This window comes from Streptomyces sp. NPDC048419 (genome assembly GCF_043200415.1).
Lineage (GTDB): Bacteria > Actinomycetota > Actinomycetes > Streptomycetales > Streptomycetaceae > Streptomyces.
Genome location: NZ_JBICXT010000063.1, coordinates 1 through 15,092, shown reverse-complemented (window position 1 = coordinate 15,092; position 15,092 = coordinate 1). Strand labels below are relative to the sequence as shown.

12 protein-coding genes and 3 pseudogenes are annotated in these 15,092 nt (G+C 65.9%); 6 read left to right on the top strand and 9 right to left on the bottom strand.

The window, feature by feature from the left end:
* Positions 1-300: 300 nt before the first annotated feature.
* Together ACGFYN_RS46505 and ACGFYN_RS46500 are read left to right on the top strand one after the other, a co-directional pair.
* Positions 301-453 (top strand): annotated as a pseudogene (locus tag ACGFYN_RS46505) (DUF2399 domain-containing protein); the annotation flags it as partial.
* A 115-nt stretch (positions 454-568) separates the two neighbouring features.
* A complete protein-coding gene (locus ACGFYN_RS46500) occupies positions 569-646 on the top strand; it encodes a hypothetical protein (protein WP_393872044.1) in 78 nt (25 codons plus the stop codon).
* Positions 647-832: 186 nt separating this feature from the next.
* Here ACGFYN_RS46500 and ACGFYN_RS46495 read toward each other — a convergent pair whose 3' ends face one another.
* The 5 genes and pseudogenes from ACGFYN_RS46495 to ACGFYN_RS46475 all read right to left on the bottom strand — a co-directional run bounded on the left by ACGFYN_RS46495 (position 833) and on the right by ACGFYN_RS46475 (position 6,538).
* The gene (locus tag ACGFYN_RS46495) at positions 833-1,414 is read right to left on the bottom strand and encodes a Uma2 family endonuclease (RefSeq protein WP_393872041.1); all 582 of its coding nucleotides are present in this window, start codon (positions 1,412-1,414) and stop codon (positions 833-835) included.
* Between the two features lie 34 nt (positions 1,415-1,448).
* The gene (locus ACGFYN_RS46490; RefSeq protein ID WP_393872043.1) at positions 1,449-1,922 is read right to left on the bottom strand and encodes a DDE-type integrase/transposase/recombinase; all 474 of its coding nucleotides are present in this window, start codon (positions 1,920-1,922) and stop codon (positions 1,449-1,451) included.
* A gap of 323 nt (positions 1,923-2,245) precedes the next feature.
* A pseudogene (locus ACGFYN_RS46485) lies at positions 2,246-2,796 on the bottom strand (IS3 family transposase); the annotation flags it as partial.
* A gap of 469 nt (positions 2,797-3,265) precedes the next feature.
* Positions 3,266-4,726 carry a hypothetical protein gene (locus ACGFYN_RS46480; RefSeq protein ID WP_393872040.1) on the bottom strand — a complete coding sequence of 487 codons (1,461 nt, stop codon included), beginning with the start codon at positions 4,724-4,726 and terminating at the stop codon, positions 3,266-3,268.
* 636 nt (positions 4,727-5,362) lie between these two features.
* Positions 5,363-6,538, bottom strand: coding sequence for a hypothetical protein (locus ACGFYN_RS46475; RefSeq protein WP_393872039.1), 1,176 nt, complete (start codon positions 6,536-6,538; stop codon positions 5,363-5,365).
* A 201-nt stretch (positions 6,539-6,739) separates the two neighbouring features.
* Between ACGFYN_RS46475 and ACGFYN_RS46470 the strand changes: the two genes are divergently transcribed.
* The gene (locus tag ACGFYN_RS46470) at positions 6,740-7,345 is read left to right on the top strand and encodes a TetR/AcrR family transcriptional regulator (RefSeq protein ID WP_393872038.1); all 606 of its coding nucleotides are present in this window, start codon (positions 6,740-6,742) and stop codon (positions 7,343-7,345) included.
* A gap of 76 nt (positions 7,346-7,421) precedes the next feature.
* Here the strand turns inward: ACGFYN_RS46470 and ACGFYN_RS46465 are convergent, their stop codons facing one another.
* A complete protein-coding gene (locus tag ACGFYN_RS46465) occupies positions 7,422-7,685 on the bottom strand; it encodes an integrase core domain-containing protein (protein WP_393872037.1) in 264 nt (87 codons plus the stop codon).
* Between the two features lie 371 nt (positions 7,686-8,056).
* On the opposite strand from ACGFYN_RS46465, the gene ACGFYN_RS46460 reads away from it, so the two are divergent.
* Positions 8,057-9,868, top strand: a complete 1,812-nt coding sequence (locus ACGFYN_RS46460) for a hypothetical protein (protein ID WP_393872036.1) — start codon at positions 8,057-8,059, stop codon at positions 9,866-9,868.
* Between the two features lie 78 nt (positions 9,869-9,946).
* On the opposite strand, the pseudogene ACGFYN_RS46455 reads toward ACGFYN_RS46460, so the two are convergent.
* The 3 genes and pseudogenes from ACGFYN_RS46455 to ACGFYN_RS46445 all read right to left on the bottom strand — a co-directional run.
* Positions 9,947-10,293, bottom strand: a pseudogene (locus tag ACGFYN_RS46455) (maturase); the annotation flags it as partial.
* A 194-nt stretch (positions 10,294-10,487) separates the two neighbouring features.
* Positions 10,488-10,883, bottom strand: coding sequence for a DUF2267 domain-containing protein (locus ACGFYN_RS46450; protein WP_393872042.1), 396 nt, complete (start codon positions 10,881-10,883; stop codon positions 10,488-10,490).
* Between the two features lie 104 nt (positions 10,884-10,987).
* Positions 10,988-11,419, bottom strand: coding sequence for an Hsp20/alpha crystallin family protein (locus ACGFYN_RS46445; protein WP_393872035.1), 432 nt, complete (start codon positions 11,417-11,419; stop codon positions 10,988-10,990).
* A gap of 127 nt (positions 11,420-11,546) precedes the next feature.
* Between ACGFYN_RS46445 and ACGFYN_RS46440 the strand changes: the two genes are divergently transcribed.
* Together ACGFYN_RS46440 and ACGFYN_RS46435 are read left to right on the top strand one after the other, a co-directional pair.
* The gene (locus ACGFYN_RS46440) at positions 11,547-12,206 is read left to right on the top strand and encodes a type III effector protein (protein WP_393872034.1); all 660 of its coding nucleotides are present in this window, start codon (positions 11,547-11,549) and stop codon (positions 12,204-12,206) included.
* 1,520 nt (positions 12,207-13,726) lie between these two features.
* The gene (locus ACGFYN_RS46435; RefSeq protein ID WP_393872033.1) at positions 13,727-14,977 is read left to right on the top strand and encodes an efflux RND transporter periplasmic adaptor subunit; all 1,251 of its coding nucleotides are present in this window, start codon (positions 13,727-13,729) and stop codon (positions 14,975-14,977) included.
* Positions 14,978-15,092 lie beyond the last annotated feature (115 nt).

Sequence of the window (15,092 nt, the reverse complement as noted above, 5' to 3'; positions counted from 1 at the left end):
ACCGCCCGCTCCACCCCTTCCGGCGGCCGGGCCGCCCTCTCCTTACCCGGCACCGGACCGTGCCCCCTCTACAGGCGACCGGACCGCCCTCCCCCCACCCCGGCCCCCCCCCCCCCCCCCCCCCCCCCCCCCCCCCCCCCCCCCGCCCCCGCCCCCCCCCCCCCCCCCCCCCCCCGCGGGGGGCGGGGGGGGGGGCCCCCCCCCCCCCCCCCGCCCCCCCCCCCCCACGTCTCCGAGGCTTTCACCACGTCAAAGACCACCGGATAATCGGTGATCTGTTGGTTCGGGCCCGGCTGAGAGTTGCAGATCTTCCACGCAGTCGGGTTGTCCACCCGACGTCCCAATCGTGCTGGTCATGGCTTGGGCTTCGCGTACCACGGCGACTTCGACTGGCCGGGGATCGCTCTGGCCAACCGGGTCATCCGCCGCTACGAAGCCTTGCCGTGGCGCATGGGCACCGCGGACTACGAGCACCTGGCCGCTCGCAGCCAGGCCCGAGGGCACCCCTCAACTGGCCCTCGACGGCCAGCCGGTCAGCGCGGACTGGGACCCGGATCTCGTCCCTGCCATGACTGCCCTCGGCGTCGCGCTCCACGAGGAGGCCACCCTCGATCTCTTGGTGGCCGACCTGTCACGCCACGCGTAGAGACATCGGCCCTATACCGGACTCTCGGAGCCAACCCGCTCCCTCAAGCTTGTTCCACACCGCCCGAGACCGCCCCACACCAATAATCCTGACCAGGCGAAACAGCAGACCACTCGGTATCGATCTTGACCGGCGTTGGACGTGGAGTACGCCAGCCTGCTCGTTCCCTGGGGTGCCGCTCGCGGTTCAGCGGATGAGACGGGGCAGGTCGATGTCGATGTCAAAAGGGACCGCGATCTTGATGCGCTCGCGGTAAATACCAGTGGCGACGTAGGCGCGGGTGGTGTCATCCAACTCGTATGCGTGGATGACGGGGAGGCCGTTTTCCTCCTCGATACGCCAGTAGTGTGGGATACCCGCCTGCGCGTACTTGAACGGCTTCAGCGACCGGTCCCGGTCGGCGGACTCAACCGAGACGACTTCGATGGTGAGGGCGACCTGATCGGGAAAGTAACGCGTACGGTCCGGATCGTAGGGGACCGTGACAGCAAGGACGTCAGGCTCGGGGCGGTTCTTCTCGTTCAGCTTGACTGTCATTTCCCGGTCGATGACGAATCCCTCAGCGGCCTGATGGTCCAGTGCGGTCGTCAGCCGGGTGACAACTCGAGCGTGCCAGGACCGCTGCGGGGACATCATAAAGATGAGCGCTCCATCGATCAGCTCGGTGTGTCGGGGAAGGTCGGGTGCATTGTCGAGATCATCGGCCTCCCATCCACTCGGCCGAGGCGGCAGCATCCAGGGCGGCAGCGCGTCCCATGCGGTCGTCATCGTGTCCTCCTTCGGCGCCCTGCCAGCTTATCTGTCAGTTCCGCGTGGCGGCGGCGGTGTGGGCCACGACCGCAGCAGTGGGACAGGCTGCACGCGGTGCTGCTGGAGAAGCTGCGGTCGAAGAACCAGCTGGACTGGTCGCGAGCGGTGATCGATTCCTCGCACGTGCGGGCTGCCCGTAGGGACCCAAAAGCGGGCGCAGCCCGGTCGACCGCGCACGCCCGGGCAGCAAACACCATTGTCCGCGCTGGTGCCGACCGCTCCGCGCGAGCGGATCCGCCGAGCCGGCTGCACACCTTGGCGAATTCCTTCGACGCGTATTGCGCCCGTTGTCGCTGTGGAAGATCGCCCCGTCGAGGCTGCCGCCCCGGGTATGAGCGGCGGCTTCGAGCGCGTCGGTGACCAGCTCGGTGCGCATGTGGTCGGCAATGGACCAGCCCGCGAGCCGCCTGGAACGCAGGTCCAACACCGTTGCCCGATAGAAGAATTGGCCGTCTCCGACGGGCAGATAATTGAATCCTCCCCCAGCTGAAGCAGGGGGATTCCTAGCTCACGCCGCCTGCGGGTCAGCGACCCGACAGGTCTTCCACGATCAACACCAGCCGGGTTGAAACCAGCCCGGGTTCGTACCGCAAAGCTTGGAGGTGCATGTGCCGTCTTGGCTCTCGATCAGCACGGCGTACGCGCTTGGTTCTCGCAACGCACGGCAGTCAGCTTACCCGACCGTGTGGGCGGTCTTTCGCCCTGAGGGCGAAACCCCGTTCCCTGCCCTGCTCCGCAGGAGTCCGATTCATCCCCGGCCCGAAGGCCGGGGCATCCTCGGAGGTCTCAGGTGATGTCGCCCACGTACTTGGTGTTCGGCTCGCTCGTGGTGAAGTCCCGCCGCAGCAGGTCCGGCACCACCGCCGCTTCCGGCTCGGGGATCGTGGTGCGGACCTTCTTGCGCAGATGCACGCCCTGGACGCCGATGCGGCGCATTACACGCTCGACGCGCTTGTGGTTGACCTCGATCCCGGCGGCCTTCAGTGGCCGTGATGCGCGCGATGCCGTAGGTGCCGTCGGACTCCTTGTGCATCTCCCGGATCCGCCTCGCGAGGCGGGCGTCCTCCCGAGCTCGCGCCCGGCGGGCCGGGGCGGCCTTCAGCCACCGGTAGAACCCGGACCGGGAGACCTCCAGGACCCGGCACAGCCGCTTGACGCCGAACGCGCCGCGATGATCATCAACGAACTGGAAACGGCTCACCAGTTGGTCTCGCCGGCGAAATACTTCGCGGCCCTCCGCAGGATCTCCCGTTCGGTTCCAGCTCCCTGAGTCGAGCCCTGAGCTGCTTGCTCTCTTCTTTCAACACACCGTCGGAGGCTACCTCGGCAGTCTGTACCGCCCGTGGTGTGCCGCTGGTGCCCGCCGAGTGGCCAGTCGTGAGTGTCGATGAAACTCCCTCAGCCGTCTGTCCCTGTGCACGTTCAAGTTGTCCCCTACGAGCACGATCGGCGCGTCGGGCTGTTGGTTGGCGGTGGTCAGCAGGTCGCGATGGTCGGTCCGGGTGAAACTGCGTCTGCCAAGGGCTCGTTCAGCTTCGGCCTGGACGCCGGCCCCTTCGACTCCCAGACCGGCCTTCCGCCGTATTCCCACGCCTGGTGCCAACGCTGAACAGCCCCGACACTGACACGTAACTGCTTGGCGACCGCGGCACTGCCGTGTTCAAGGGTGAGTAACTCGGTCGCCTGCATCCGGATGTGCTCGCGAAACGCCCCTCGCCCCGCAGGCGGCCCGCCTCCTTGTTGATACCTCTTGCGACCGGCCTGCCGCGCCAACTACCGCTTGTCAGCCACGACATCACGCCGACAAGGTCAAGAGACGCCCCGGTCGGGCGTCGGGGGTTCGTTGAAGTCGTGGAGGGTTTCGTCGGGTTCGGGGGTGGCGCCTTGGGCGTCTGTATCGAGGAGGTTGCGTAGGACGGCGGGGGGCGGGGTGGTCTTGGCCGGTTCGTGCAGTCCTGCGGCGGCGGTGAGGTCGGTGAGGGGTTCGGCGGGCTGGTGGCATTGCGGGCATTCCAGCAGGTAGTTGTGGGTTGTTGGCTGCCAGGTGTGGGGAAAGCGGGCCAGGCAGCCGGGGTGGTAGAAGTGCTGGCCGCAGGCGGCCAGGAGGAGCCGGTCGCCCGGTGCGGGTGGAAGGAAGTCGTTCAGGCACACGTTGCACGCCAGGTTCGACAGTTGCCGGTCGTTGCGGCTCAGGGCCTGGATGAGGAGTCTCTCGGCGGCTTGGGGGGCGGGGGTGGTGGGTTCGTGGGAGGGCCCGACGAGGCGTTCCGGGGCCTGGGCGGCGAGCCCGGATGGCTGCCAGGGGGTGGTTTGTGCGCGCGTGTGGTAGTAGGCGTGTCCCGTTCCCCAGGGTTGGACCAGCACCGCCGTGGGTGCGCGCATCTCGATGTCGCCGTCCAGGGCGTCGACCGAGACGGTGGCGTCGTTCACGGCGACCTCGACGCCGGGCGACGGGAAGGGCACCATCACGCCGGCCCGGTCGTAGAGGTTGACGATCCCGCGGGATCCCGCCGGCACCTCGGCGCGCTCGACGGGGACGTCGTCGAAGGCGTAGACCTCCCCACCGGTCAGGGCTGCCACCGTGGCCTGGCCGTGCACGTGGACGCATCCGCCGGTCACGGTCACGCGCGTGCTGTCCAGCGCGTGCACCGGACCGTCCCGGTCCGGCAGCGGGGTCGCGCTCACGGTGAACACGCCGTTCCCGCGCAGGTTGATCGTCGAGCCGGTGGCATTGATGCTGGGATCGGCCAGGGCCGCCGCCAGCTGCTCCTGGGTGCGCACCACTCTGGCGTAGGACTGCAGCGTGCGTCCGCGGAACCCGATGCCTCTCTCGCAGACGGTGGCCAGGGCCTCCGGGTCGGCGAGGTTGCTCCTGGCTACGATCAGGATGTCGGGCCATGACATGCCCGCCAGTACCTGGGCGGTTAGTGCCCCGCGCAACCCCGCCCTCGCCTGGACCCGCGTCTGGGTGCTCACCTGGAACATCACCGCCCACTCCCGCAGGGTGGTGTACCGGCTGATCATCCCCCACAGGTCCTCGCCCAGTCCTTCGCTTAGTTCTTCTCCCGGCGCGGGCATGCTCTTGCGTTCGCCCTCCGGTATCACGCCGTCCGGTGCCTCGGTGCTGTCGAGGCTGTCGAGCAGGGCCCGCAGGGTCCGGCGTACGCGATCGGATATCGGGTTGTCCTCGACGAACCGCGTCAGGATGCCGGCCAGCCTTCCCGGGAATGTCGGGTCCGTGGCCCTCCCGTCGCCGGAGGGATTTGACATGGTTTGCCGCCCCTTCTCAAGGCATTTCTCTCCAGGCATTCCGCCGGAGCCGCGGCCGCCCCGCGCACCGACGCCCCTGCCGTTCCGGCGCACCCGGCGGACGCGCCGGCCGTGCTCCGGACGGCAGACACCCGGGGCCGGCCTGCATTCCACCGGCGCCCCCCATGGCCGTTACCCCAGCTTCGGCCTCTCAGGGCCGTCGTGCATCTCAGCGGCGGTGCGCGGTACGGCCACCGCCCGGCACAGCGGTACAGCGGCGGACCGGCAAGGTCATCCGTCCCCAACGGGAGCCTCGGTGCGGTGACACACCCACCGACCACGCCACACGGCCGTGACCAGCACATTGATCAATCCGGCTGGAGCGCGTCTGCGAACAGTCCGTCCTGAGGCTGTGCGACAGGCCCTGCGCGTACGGACCCGCTGCAGTCGGGGTCAGCAGAGCCCGTTCCGGTGTCCAACTCGCCCTACCGGGAATGCTTCGCAGGCTGCTGTCTCCGCAGAAGCCCCCATGCGCCGCGAACCGGAACGCGCAACGCTTGATCCCCTACAGCACGTCGCGTCGCGGGACACAACCTCACGGCGGGCCGCCCCTGCCTGGTCCTTCGCCGGATCGGTATGAAATCTGGGCTGCAGCGGTCAGGAAAGGCTCCCGGACAGGACGGCAGAAGGAGTGCACGGGTCCGTGGGGTTGTGGCAGTCGACAGCAAGAACAATCTGGTCGCCGCCCGCAAGCTGCAACGACGGGTCCAGGTGCTGGGTCTGCGGCAAGCTGTCCAGGGACTGCGAGTCCAGGGTGTCGCTCCCATGACGCACCTCGGCCGTTCCGCTGCTTCCCGAAGGGCCGGTCAGGGTGATGTCAGTCAGAGTGAACTGCTGTCCATTGGGGACCGTGTAGGTGAATTGCTGGAACGTCCCGCTTTGTCCGGCAGCGGCGTTCGCCTGAATAACCTGCGGGGGCGTGGAAGGGCTGCCGGAGGCGGAGGCGGAGGCGGAGGGACTCTCGCCTGGCGGTGGGGCGGTGTTCTGAGTGGGAGTGGGCTGGACACTCGGCGCAGTACCTTCGTCCGACTGGAGCGTTTGCTTGAAGACAGTGGCAGAAAGTATCAAAAGAGCCGCGAGGAGGGCGAGCAGGCTCATGAGCCCCGCAAAGAGCCATTTTGGTATCAGGGGCCTCTGCACCATTGCGGCGTCAGCTGTCACCGGCTTCATGCCGGCGGCAGCGAGCTTCGCCTGGAATGGGCGTGTTCTTTCCCGGCCCTTCAGGAATCGCTTCTTGGGTATGACGCGCACGGGGAGGAGAACGGTGGTCCCCGACGACAAATGCACCGCATATTGGCGGAGCTTGAAGATCAGTGCATCATTTTTATCCGTTATTTTCACACTCACGGACAGATCAGCATTGCCAAGGTTGTCGACCGCCAGCCGGTGGCGTGTCCTGAAGGATCCACTCGTCACGTGCGGGACGAATTCTGCTTCAATTTTCTTGTATTCTGCGACCGTGACCGAGCCTTCTTCGATCACGGATCCCTCGGGGTCCTCCCTGGATCGAATCCGAACCGCAAAAGGAACCTTACCCGCTTTGACGTCAGAGGAACTGAGAGGGCTGAATTTGAGCGTGATGGATGTCTCGCCGTCGGGGAAAAGATTGACGATGTTCGGTTCGGCCTCTCCCCACTTGGCCGTATCACCGATAATTTCCACTGCGAACTGATCGACTACTGCACCTGTGTTGTGCAGGACGAGAGTGCACTCGACGGACTCGCCGGGTTCGACCTCGAGATCTTTCGGCTTCAAGGACACTTCCACACCCATAGTCACATGATTGCCGATGTGCCGCGGGATCGCAGACCGGACCGTGCGGATGCACGAGCCCGTGCGGGAAGCCGGGCATGCCGCGCCGGACCTGCATAGACCTCTTGCACTCGCCGTGCATGCTTTGCTTGCTGACACGGCCCCAGACGGGCAGGGGTGTACTACAGTCAGTGAGCGTGTCACCCATTTGTCGAGGTTGCCGTGACCGATGAAGCAGCAGGCCAGGATGGACGCGTAGAACGCGGCCGGCTGACACGAGTGAAGATCGCCGATGCGGTGCTGTCCCTGCTCGACGAGGGTGAGTCACATCTGCCGGCAGAGAAGGTCGCCAAACGGGCCGGGGTGTCCCGGCGCCTGGTCTTCCATCACTTCGACCACATGCCCCAGCTGGTGGACGCGGCCGTCGCCCGGCGGATGGAACAGCTGAGACGACAGATCAGACCTCTGCCGCAGAGCGGCTCCCGCGAGGAGCGGGTTGCGGCCCTCGGAGAGCAGCGCTCCCGGATCCTGGAATGGATCACTCCTGCCCGACTCGCGGTCATGCGCATCAATCCCGAGTCGGAACAGATCCAGGCGGCCACGCATGACGTGCTGGCCCTGGCACGCCGCAACCTCACCGAGATCTTCGCCGCCGAGCTCGATCCCGTGCCTGAACCACGCAAGACCCAGCTCGTCGACACCCTGCACGCCGCCACCACGTGGGGGGCGTGGTACCACTGGCGTCACATGACAGGTCTCGACCCTGGTGCCGCACGCGACGCAATGGAGGCGGCCATTCACCTCCTGCTCGAAACAACTGACACATAGCCGTACTGGCGGGGCAGCGCTGACACCCGCCCTTCGAGAGATCACTGTCAAACCCCTGGTTGCGCAGAGACGTTGGTTATGCAGCCTGGCCCACTCGATCGGCCCGCACCCGCGCTTCCAGGGGGATCCGTTCGAACTCGGCGGGCGGCTTCCCGCCGAGTTCGCTGTGACGTCCGCTCGTGTTGCAGAGGCCCGCGGTCCACGTGGCGGTCTTCAGCCGGCCCCCAGTGCGGGCGGCGACGGTGTGCCGGTGGATGCACTCGACCTTGAGGACCGAGTGGAACGACTCCGCGGCGGCGTTGTCCAACGCCGACCGGACGCGTCCCGTCGGCTGCGCCACGCCCCAGCAGCCACCCACACCGGCAGCCGAGCAGTCCGCATCCACCCCCCACCCGTAAACCCATAAAGTAACGGCATAGGCATTGCGCCCAGGTGACGATCGGCTTCCATATGAGTAAAATCAAATGCTAGCCGCATAGTGCTTCCTTGTGTCGGCTTTGCGCCCGGCGTTGCATTCTTCACTCCAACAGGGCGCCTCATGGGTAACCCATGAAAGAAGGTCTTCCCATGTCCACTCCGACATCGCCTCAAGAACCAGACGCCACCTCCGCTCCCGCCCCCGGAACCGCCCCTGCTCCCGGGCCCTCGAACACCAGCCCACGCGGTCCTACGGAGCACCAGCCAACTATTCGCAGTATTGTCGAGGCCTATGTGGCGGAGCATGCCCCACCGCCAGTAGAAATTCTTCGGACGATCACGTCGGAAACGTCACTACCAGTCGCGGCAGAAGTCAAAGCAATTCCTCCAGAGGAGCCCGCTCTCGAGGCGAGGAAAGTCGGCGACGCGTGGTTTCTCGTACAGGAGGACGACAGGCACTACACGTACGTCACGTACACCTACCAAGGCAGCAAGTACCGTGTTCGTGTAGAAGAGAACTATCACACACTCTATATCGTGGGAGTCGATGGTTTCTGGCCTGGAGGGGAGCACCGCGTGGCCGCCCTACGACATGGCCAAAATGTTGCGACGGTTGAAGACGTCACCATGGTCGATGGGGAGCTCACAATAAAAGGAGGTAGTCGGCCTCATCTGGGGACGAATTCACCTCCTGGCGAGGAAACGCCACCACCAGACAGTAGTGAGCCTGTGGGGACCGAGACCGAAGTCCTCGACGCAACAGGACCCCTGGCACAGGCTGCTGTCACGCTGACGAATGCACCTGTTGAGGATAAGACCGCGGAGCCATACACCGGGCCCGTCGAGACCGTGGACGCCGACACAGAGGGGACCGATGGCTCCCTCGTACAGGCCGATGGCAGTCATACGCCCGTCTGGTTCACCCACCAAGGCGCCAATTATCCCGTTCGCGTTGACGGAAGGTGGAGTACTCTTTATATTTCCGGGATCACCGGTTTCTCCAGCGCTACGCTTACCTCTGGACACGCTGGCCTATACCGACGTGATGAGGGTTATGCCACAGCAGATAACGTGCGAGTCATTGAAGGCCAGCTAGTGCTCGACAATGGCGACCGACCAACATTGCTTCCGCTGGAGGACAAAGAGCAGCGTGCCGTCGGTGAAACGCCCACGGCACCGCACCTCGACACCATTGAAGCACCGACCGTCCAACAAGTCGATGACCAAACTCTCCCTGAAGGAAAGCGAACGAACCTCAGCGTAGACCTCGACGACACAGAGGGTGACGGAATCACTGAGGCTTCTTCCGACTGCATTGCTTGTGGACTCGCGTTCACGCGAGAAGATTTTGAGGGCGGAAACGTCAAGCGCTGCCCCGAAGGGCGTTTGTTTCACAACGACACGGTCACAAATGGGTGCCTACCAGGATCGAAATGCCCGACGTGTGGGGTGGATCTCTCGGGGGATCAGTACACGATCCACGACGAGGAAGGATTGACGGAGTCCAAAGATGTAGAGCACTGGAACCCGGAGGTGCCAAGCCCGGGGTGGAATGCCGATGCCGCCGTACGCCAGATGGGCGAGCTATGTTATGCGGCAGCAGCAGCGATTGCAGCAAACTCACTGGGGAGCCGGACAACCCAGTTTGAGCGTGCACACGCCTACGCGATGTCTCCCCAGGCAGATCCGGAGGACTGGGTGAACGGCCCCCACGGATATCGCGCAGCCTACAACTCGGTCAATCGTAGGTTCGGGTCCCATGCTCCGACTACTGTGGTGCACTCGTGGATGCAGGCTTCTGACCAAGCCTGGATTCGGGATGCGTACACCGCTCTAATGGTAAATTCGGGATCCCCCGAGTTCTCAGGCACCACAGTGAGGGTGACGCATGCTTATGGGAAGCCCGCATTCGAAGTGGTACGTGAGGCAATCGACGCCGGCCATCTGATCATGGCTGCCGATAGCAACCATTGGAGGGTCATCATAGGATACCAGACCTCAAATCTTCGACAGAGAGTTCTGGTTTCAGATCCCCAGTATGACGGGAAACGGACTTTTTTCTACGACGCATTTACAATCCACACCTACTATATCGTCCGGGCTTGATTAAGTTCCGTAGGTATCCGGATCGTTGGGGATGCCCATGACGGGGAGTGCTCGTTGGGGCTCGTTGCGGAAGCCACGCATCAGCCGCAGAAACCGCTGGTCATGGATCCTCTCGCCGAGGATGGACAGTCGTCGCGGACGCAATCCATGCGCGCGGTCGGAGAACGTCGGCTCGTAATACGTCTCCAATAACAGGCGGCCCACCTCGCCGACGAGCTTGTCCGACCAGGTCGGCAGTCCCAGTGGACGTGTCGTCCCGTTCTTCTTCGGGATGTGGACGTGTCGGACCGGCTTGAAGCGGTAACGCTCGTGGCGCATGGCCTCGATGATCCAGTCGATCTTCCGTTGGGACATGCCGTCCGCCGTTGGGACATGCCGTCCGCGGTTTCCGGCGTGCCCCCGGGCGTCATCGCACCGTGGTTGGCAGGATGCGTCGGGGATCTGTGCGGTGAGGATCGTTGCGGCGTCGAAGGGGAGGCGACGAGTTCGACGCGTTCGTCGCCCGTCAGCTGGCGTCCGAGTCCTGCGAGGGCCAGGGTGCACGCCGCTCGTCACTGTGGTCGTTGTCCTCTCTGTCGCCGAAGGTCGTGGTGCCTGTGCGGGTGCCGGTGTGTGTGGGTCAGGCGGGCTGGGGGTGGCCGAAGAGGAGGTCGTAGCCGGCGGGGAGCTGGAGCAGGATCTGGCCCAGCAGGTCGTCGCCGGCCGCGTCGGCGACCGTGCTGAGGACGGCGCTGACGTCCCAGGCGGCGGTCTGCTCGGTGGCCCCTTCGATCCAGGCGGCGGTCGCGCGCAGGAACCGCTCCGGTGGCAGGGGCTCTCTGCTTTGCAGCGGGTTGAGGAGGACCAGAGCGAACTCGTCCGGCAGGCCCGCCGCCAGCTCGGCGCGTACCTCGCCGACCAGGTGAGCGCCCAGCAGGGCGAGCACCACGCGGGCCGCGCGTTCTGCTTCTGGCAGGCTGTCGTACTTGCCGCGTTCCCTCACATGGTCCAGGAACGCTTCCTGTCGCAGGGTCACGTCCATCGCCACCCTTCTTCGTCCGTCCGGTCGGGTGCGGAGGACGGGGTGAGGGGGAGATCAGGAGCCCGTCCCCCGCCGCCGTTCGGTCCGTATCGTCCGGCTCAGCCGGAGATCTCCTTGCGGTCAAATTCCGAGCCGATGGAGATCTTGCGGGGCTTGGCGCGCTCGGCGATCGGGATGCGCAGGGTGAGCACCCCGGCGTCGTAGTCGGCCTGGATGCGCTCGGTGTCCAGCGTGTCCGCGAGCACGATCTGGCGGGAGAAGACACCCAGCGGCCGCTCGGAGAGTTCCATCTGCACGTCGTGGCCCTTGGCCACGGGCCGGCGTTCGGCCCTGACGGTCAGCATGTTGCGTTCGACGTCGATGTCGATCGCGTCCGCGCTGACGCCGGGAAGGTCGAAGACCACCACGAACTCGTCGCCCTCGCGATAGGCGTCCATCGCCATCGCGGACGGCCGCGACCAGGTGCCCGGGCCCATCAGCTGCTGGGCCATCCGGTCAAGCTCACGGAAGGGGTCGGTGCGCATCAACATGGCGAAACACCTCCAGCAGGTTCGGGCAGTTGCTGCCAATGCGCTGCACTGAAACCGTTGTAACATGTCATCCAATGGATGACAAACAAGAGCATCATCGGAACGATGACAGCTCGAGGAGGTGCCCGTGACAGCAGCCGACCAGCCGACCCCTTCCCGCGCTGGCGCTCAGAGCCCGGCATCGTTTCTCGCCGCCGCGGCGGCCCTGCACGTCATAGACGACGCCCTGCGCGCCGCCCGGCACGAAGCCCCCGGCTCTCCCGATGTCCCCGACGCCGGCCCTGCGCAGGCGCTGGCCTCCCTGCTGCTGCTGCGGCAGGTGCGCGAACAGCTCGCCGGCTGGGAAACCGGCCTGATCGAAACGGCCCGCCACGCGGGCGCCAGCTGGGCCGACCTCGCCGACCCCCTCGGTGTCGCCAGCCGCCAAGCCGCCGAACGCCGCTACCTGCGGGGCCGGCCCGGCCCCGCAGGAACCACCGGCGAACAACGCGTCCAGGCCACCCGCGAACGCCGCGCCGCCGACCGCACCACCGCCGCCTGGGCCCGCCGCAACGCCGCCGACCTGCGCCGCATCGCCGGCCAGATCACCGCCCTCACCGACCTCCCCGCCGCCGCGCGTTCCCCGCTCAGGCAGCTCCACGCGGCCCTCGCCGACGACGACCCCGCCGTCCTCATCCGCCCCCTGGGTGCCACCCGCCCCCACCTGACCACCACCCACCCCGGCCTCGCCGCCCGACTCGACGCCCTTACGGACTCCGCCAGAGCCACAGATGCCGCCCCCGACTGACCGATGTAGAGCTCCATGTCCGACGTTGGAACTCCCGCGGCAGGCTCCGTCCGACCGGCCGGAGCCTGCCGCTCTCCATGAGATCAACTTCACTCGGCCAGGGGTGCGCCTTGGCGGCGCTGTCACCGGCGGGCATGGATGGTTTTGCCTCGCCCGGGACCGGGAGGAGTGATGGTCGCCTCGCACTGCACGCAGACGGCTACGGAACCCTGCCGGTGGATGCCGACACTCGGTTGCCGATCGAGTTGTGGGCCGGGCGCGATGCGGAGCCACTGAGCTTCTTCGAGTTGGCCACCGATCGGGTGATATGGCGGCCAGGTTGGTGCAGGTCAGATGGTTTTGCCCCTCCGCTTGGGGCGCCGGGTTGAAGAAGCTCACTGTCTGCCTGGCTGCGAGCGCACCCTGGTGTCGAGGCGGTCTGCCGGGACGGTTCGCTGGTCTACCGCCAAGGCATACCGATGGCGCCCCGGACGCGATGCAGGTCAGTGACCCTTACACTTGTGGCAGGGGCTGTCGAAGAGGGTTGGGGCTCCGCCGCCCATCGTGGGTGCCTGATTTGCCGCAGTTCCCGAGCCCGAAACGGCACCGCCGCCAGCGAGCCCGGCGGGACCGTCCGGCCAGGCCGACATTCCCGCCCGTCGCCACGCGAAGAGGCCCGAGCAGCCGCCTGGGGCGAGTCCTACGACTCGCAGAAGCACACGAGGCACGGGAACGTTCAGGTCATCACATGCCCGGACGGCATGACCATGATCGGTGCTTCTTCAGGCGCCTTCGGAGACATGGCCCCGGTGCCCCGCGACTCCGGAGGGGGCACCGGCCACCTTGTTCTCCATCCGGCACTGCGATGAGTCGCCTCAGTGCTACGACCGCAAACGCGCCGAGGGTAAGCGTGACACCGGCCGCCCTCGCCCTTGCCCGCCGCCGACTGAACGTCCTCTGCCCATTCCCACGCGATGGGCCGTGCTATGCGCTCACCACGCCCAAACTTCTCGCGACGTGACGCACCACATTGCAGTCAGAATCCGTGACGGGAGGCGGATGCCCAGCTCCTGGCATCCGCCGTGGCATGCTTCGCCGTTTCCAGTGATACGGGTACGGACCGAGTGACGATCCTCCCGGCTCCCGTCCGGGCGGCGTTCACCCGCATGCATCAAGAAGATTGGCATCTTCACATAATCCGTGCTGCGACATTCGATGAAGATAATTTGAAAAGCCTCGTTCGGGTATTAGCGTGGGGCCCGGTTGCAACAACGATCGCAAAGGAGTATCTGCCGTTCCGTGCACCCGTGTGCCCCTCGTCAGCCGGTCCGCCTTCCAGAGCGACGGGTAAGCAGTCGTGTTCGGCGGATGGCAACCGGGCACTGCACCTGTGCTCTGCGGGGCCCGGCTGAATCCGGTCCACACGGACTCCAGGCGTACGCCCTGGTCCTGCCCGGGGGTTTCCCATGCCGTCAAGCCATATCCAATTCTCACCGGAGCGCTAGCCGGACGTGATCAGCTTCAGAGGATCGGTACACGAGATGTCCGAGCTGCTGGCTCGGACATGGGTGAGGTGGACGGCCCTTGGGCTGGCCATCGCCGCGGGTGTGGTCGCCGCCTTGCTGACGAGCATCGGGCACCATTCCCGGCTGCTCTTCACAGTGAGACCCACAGATGTGTCTGTGACACAGGCCTTGCCGGCCTCACTGACCCCCAGCGGCCAGTACTACCTATTCTTCGGCAGAACACTGTCCATGGGCGAAGACGGGCCTGCGCTGGGCAACCCCTGCGAGTGGTTCCCCGGGCAGGCCGATCCCGCCACGTCAATCGGGCCGGTCTCTACCCTGTCCGCCACTCCCGGTCAGCATGTAATGAAGGACGCTGTGCTGGCGGAGGCGAATTCGGACCAGGCGAAGCGGGCCCTGGAGGAAGCAGACAAGGCGCTGACCGATGCCCGATCAGCGCTAGCCGCCGACCAGAAAGCTGCCGAGGAAATCGCGGGTACGCCCACAGCGCTGGGCACATCCGACCAACCTGCTCCCGGCAGCGGCCTCAGCCGATTCGACGTAAACACAGAACTGATCGGGTCCATGAAGCGAGTCACAGACGCGGAAAAGCAGCGGGACGCAGCACAAAGGACGCTCGACAGCGGGACCATTAAGGCGCCTGTTCACGGCATCATCGACTCCGTGAACACGGCCGTCGGCTCGACCCCGTCATGCCGCATCCCCGTGCTGACCATGCATTCCGACACCCTGTCGGTGACGGCTCATGTCCCCAACTCGCTGCTCAGCAGGATTACGCCCGGCCAGCCGGCCGAGGTCAAGGTCTCCGACACCGGCGACAGCACCAAGGCCGCGGTCGAGACCACCCCCTCCCGTGTGCTCACCACGGCCGAGGCCGAGGGTGATGCGAAGAACGCCGATACGCAGCAGCGCTCCGAGTCCCGTCCCCCCTCGCCTGCGGCCGGCGGCCAAAACAAGACGGAGTATCCGCTGATCATCCCGCTGGCGAGCCCACCCGCGAGTTTCCGGCCGGGCATGGCGGCGACCCTGATCCTCACACTCGACAAACACTCCGGCGTACTGGCCGTCCCCTCGAAGGCGATCAAGCAGACCCCCGAAGGGCCGACGGTAACGGTGGTGCAATGCGAGAAGAAGCAGGGGAAGTGCCGCGATGCGAAGAAGACGACCCTGCGGGTCCGGACGGGGCTCACCGGGAACGGGATGACCGAGATTGTGTCCGGGCTGCGGCCGGGCGCCGAGGTCATGGTTCCCAAGCAAGACAATTGACATCCTCTCCGCCCTAAAGGACGGAGATTCCCGCCTGCTGGCCGGTGACCACCGGCTGGGGCTTCGGGTGGGTTCCCCGTTCAACGGGCCGTGCCTGGCGCGGGATTTCCGCTCC

What these genes read in the sequence shown, in the direction of transcription:
- ACGFYN_RS46500 (WP_393872044.1), top strand. Translation starts at nt 569, where the DNA reads ATGACTGCCCTCGGCGTCGCGCTCCACGAGGAGGCCACCCTCGATCTC.
- ACGFYN_RS46480 (WP_393872040.1), bottom strand. Translation starts at nt 4,726, where the DNA reads ATGTCAAATCCCTCCGGCGACGGGAGGGCCACGGACCCGACATTCCCG.
- ACGFYN_RS46475 (WP_393872039.1), bottom strand. Translation starts at nt 6,538, where the DNA reads ATGGGTGTGGAAGTGTCCTTGAAGCCGAAAGATCTCGAGGTCGAACCC.
- ACGFYN_RS46495 (WP_393872041.1), bottom strand. Translation starts at nt 1,414, where the DNA reads ATGACGACCGCATGGGACGCGCTGCCGCCCTGGATGCTGCCGCCTCGG.
- ACGFYN_RS46445 (WP_393872035.1), bottom strand. Translation starts at nt 11,419, where the DNA reads ATGTTGATGCGCACCGACCCCTTCCGTGAGCTTGACCGGATGGCCCAG.
- ACGFYN_RS46435 (WP_393872033.1), top strand. Translation starts at nt 13,727, where the DNA reads ATGTCCGAGCTGCTGGCTCGGACATGGGTGAGGTGGACGGCCCTTGGG.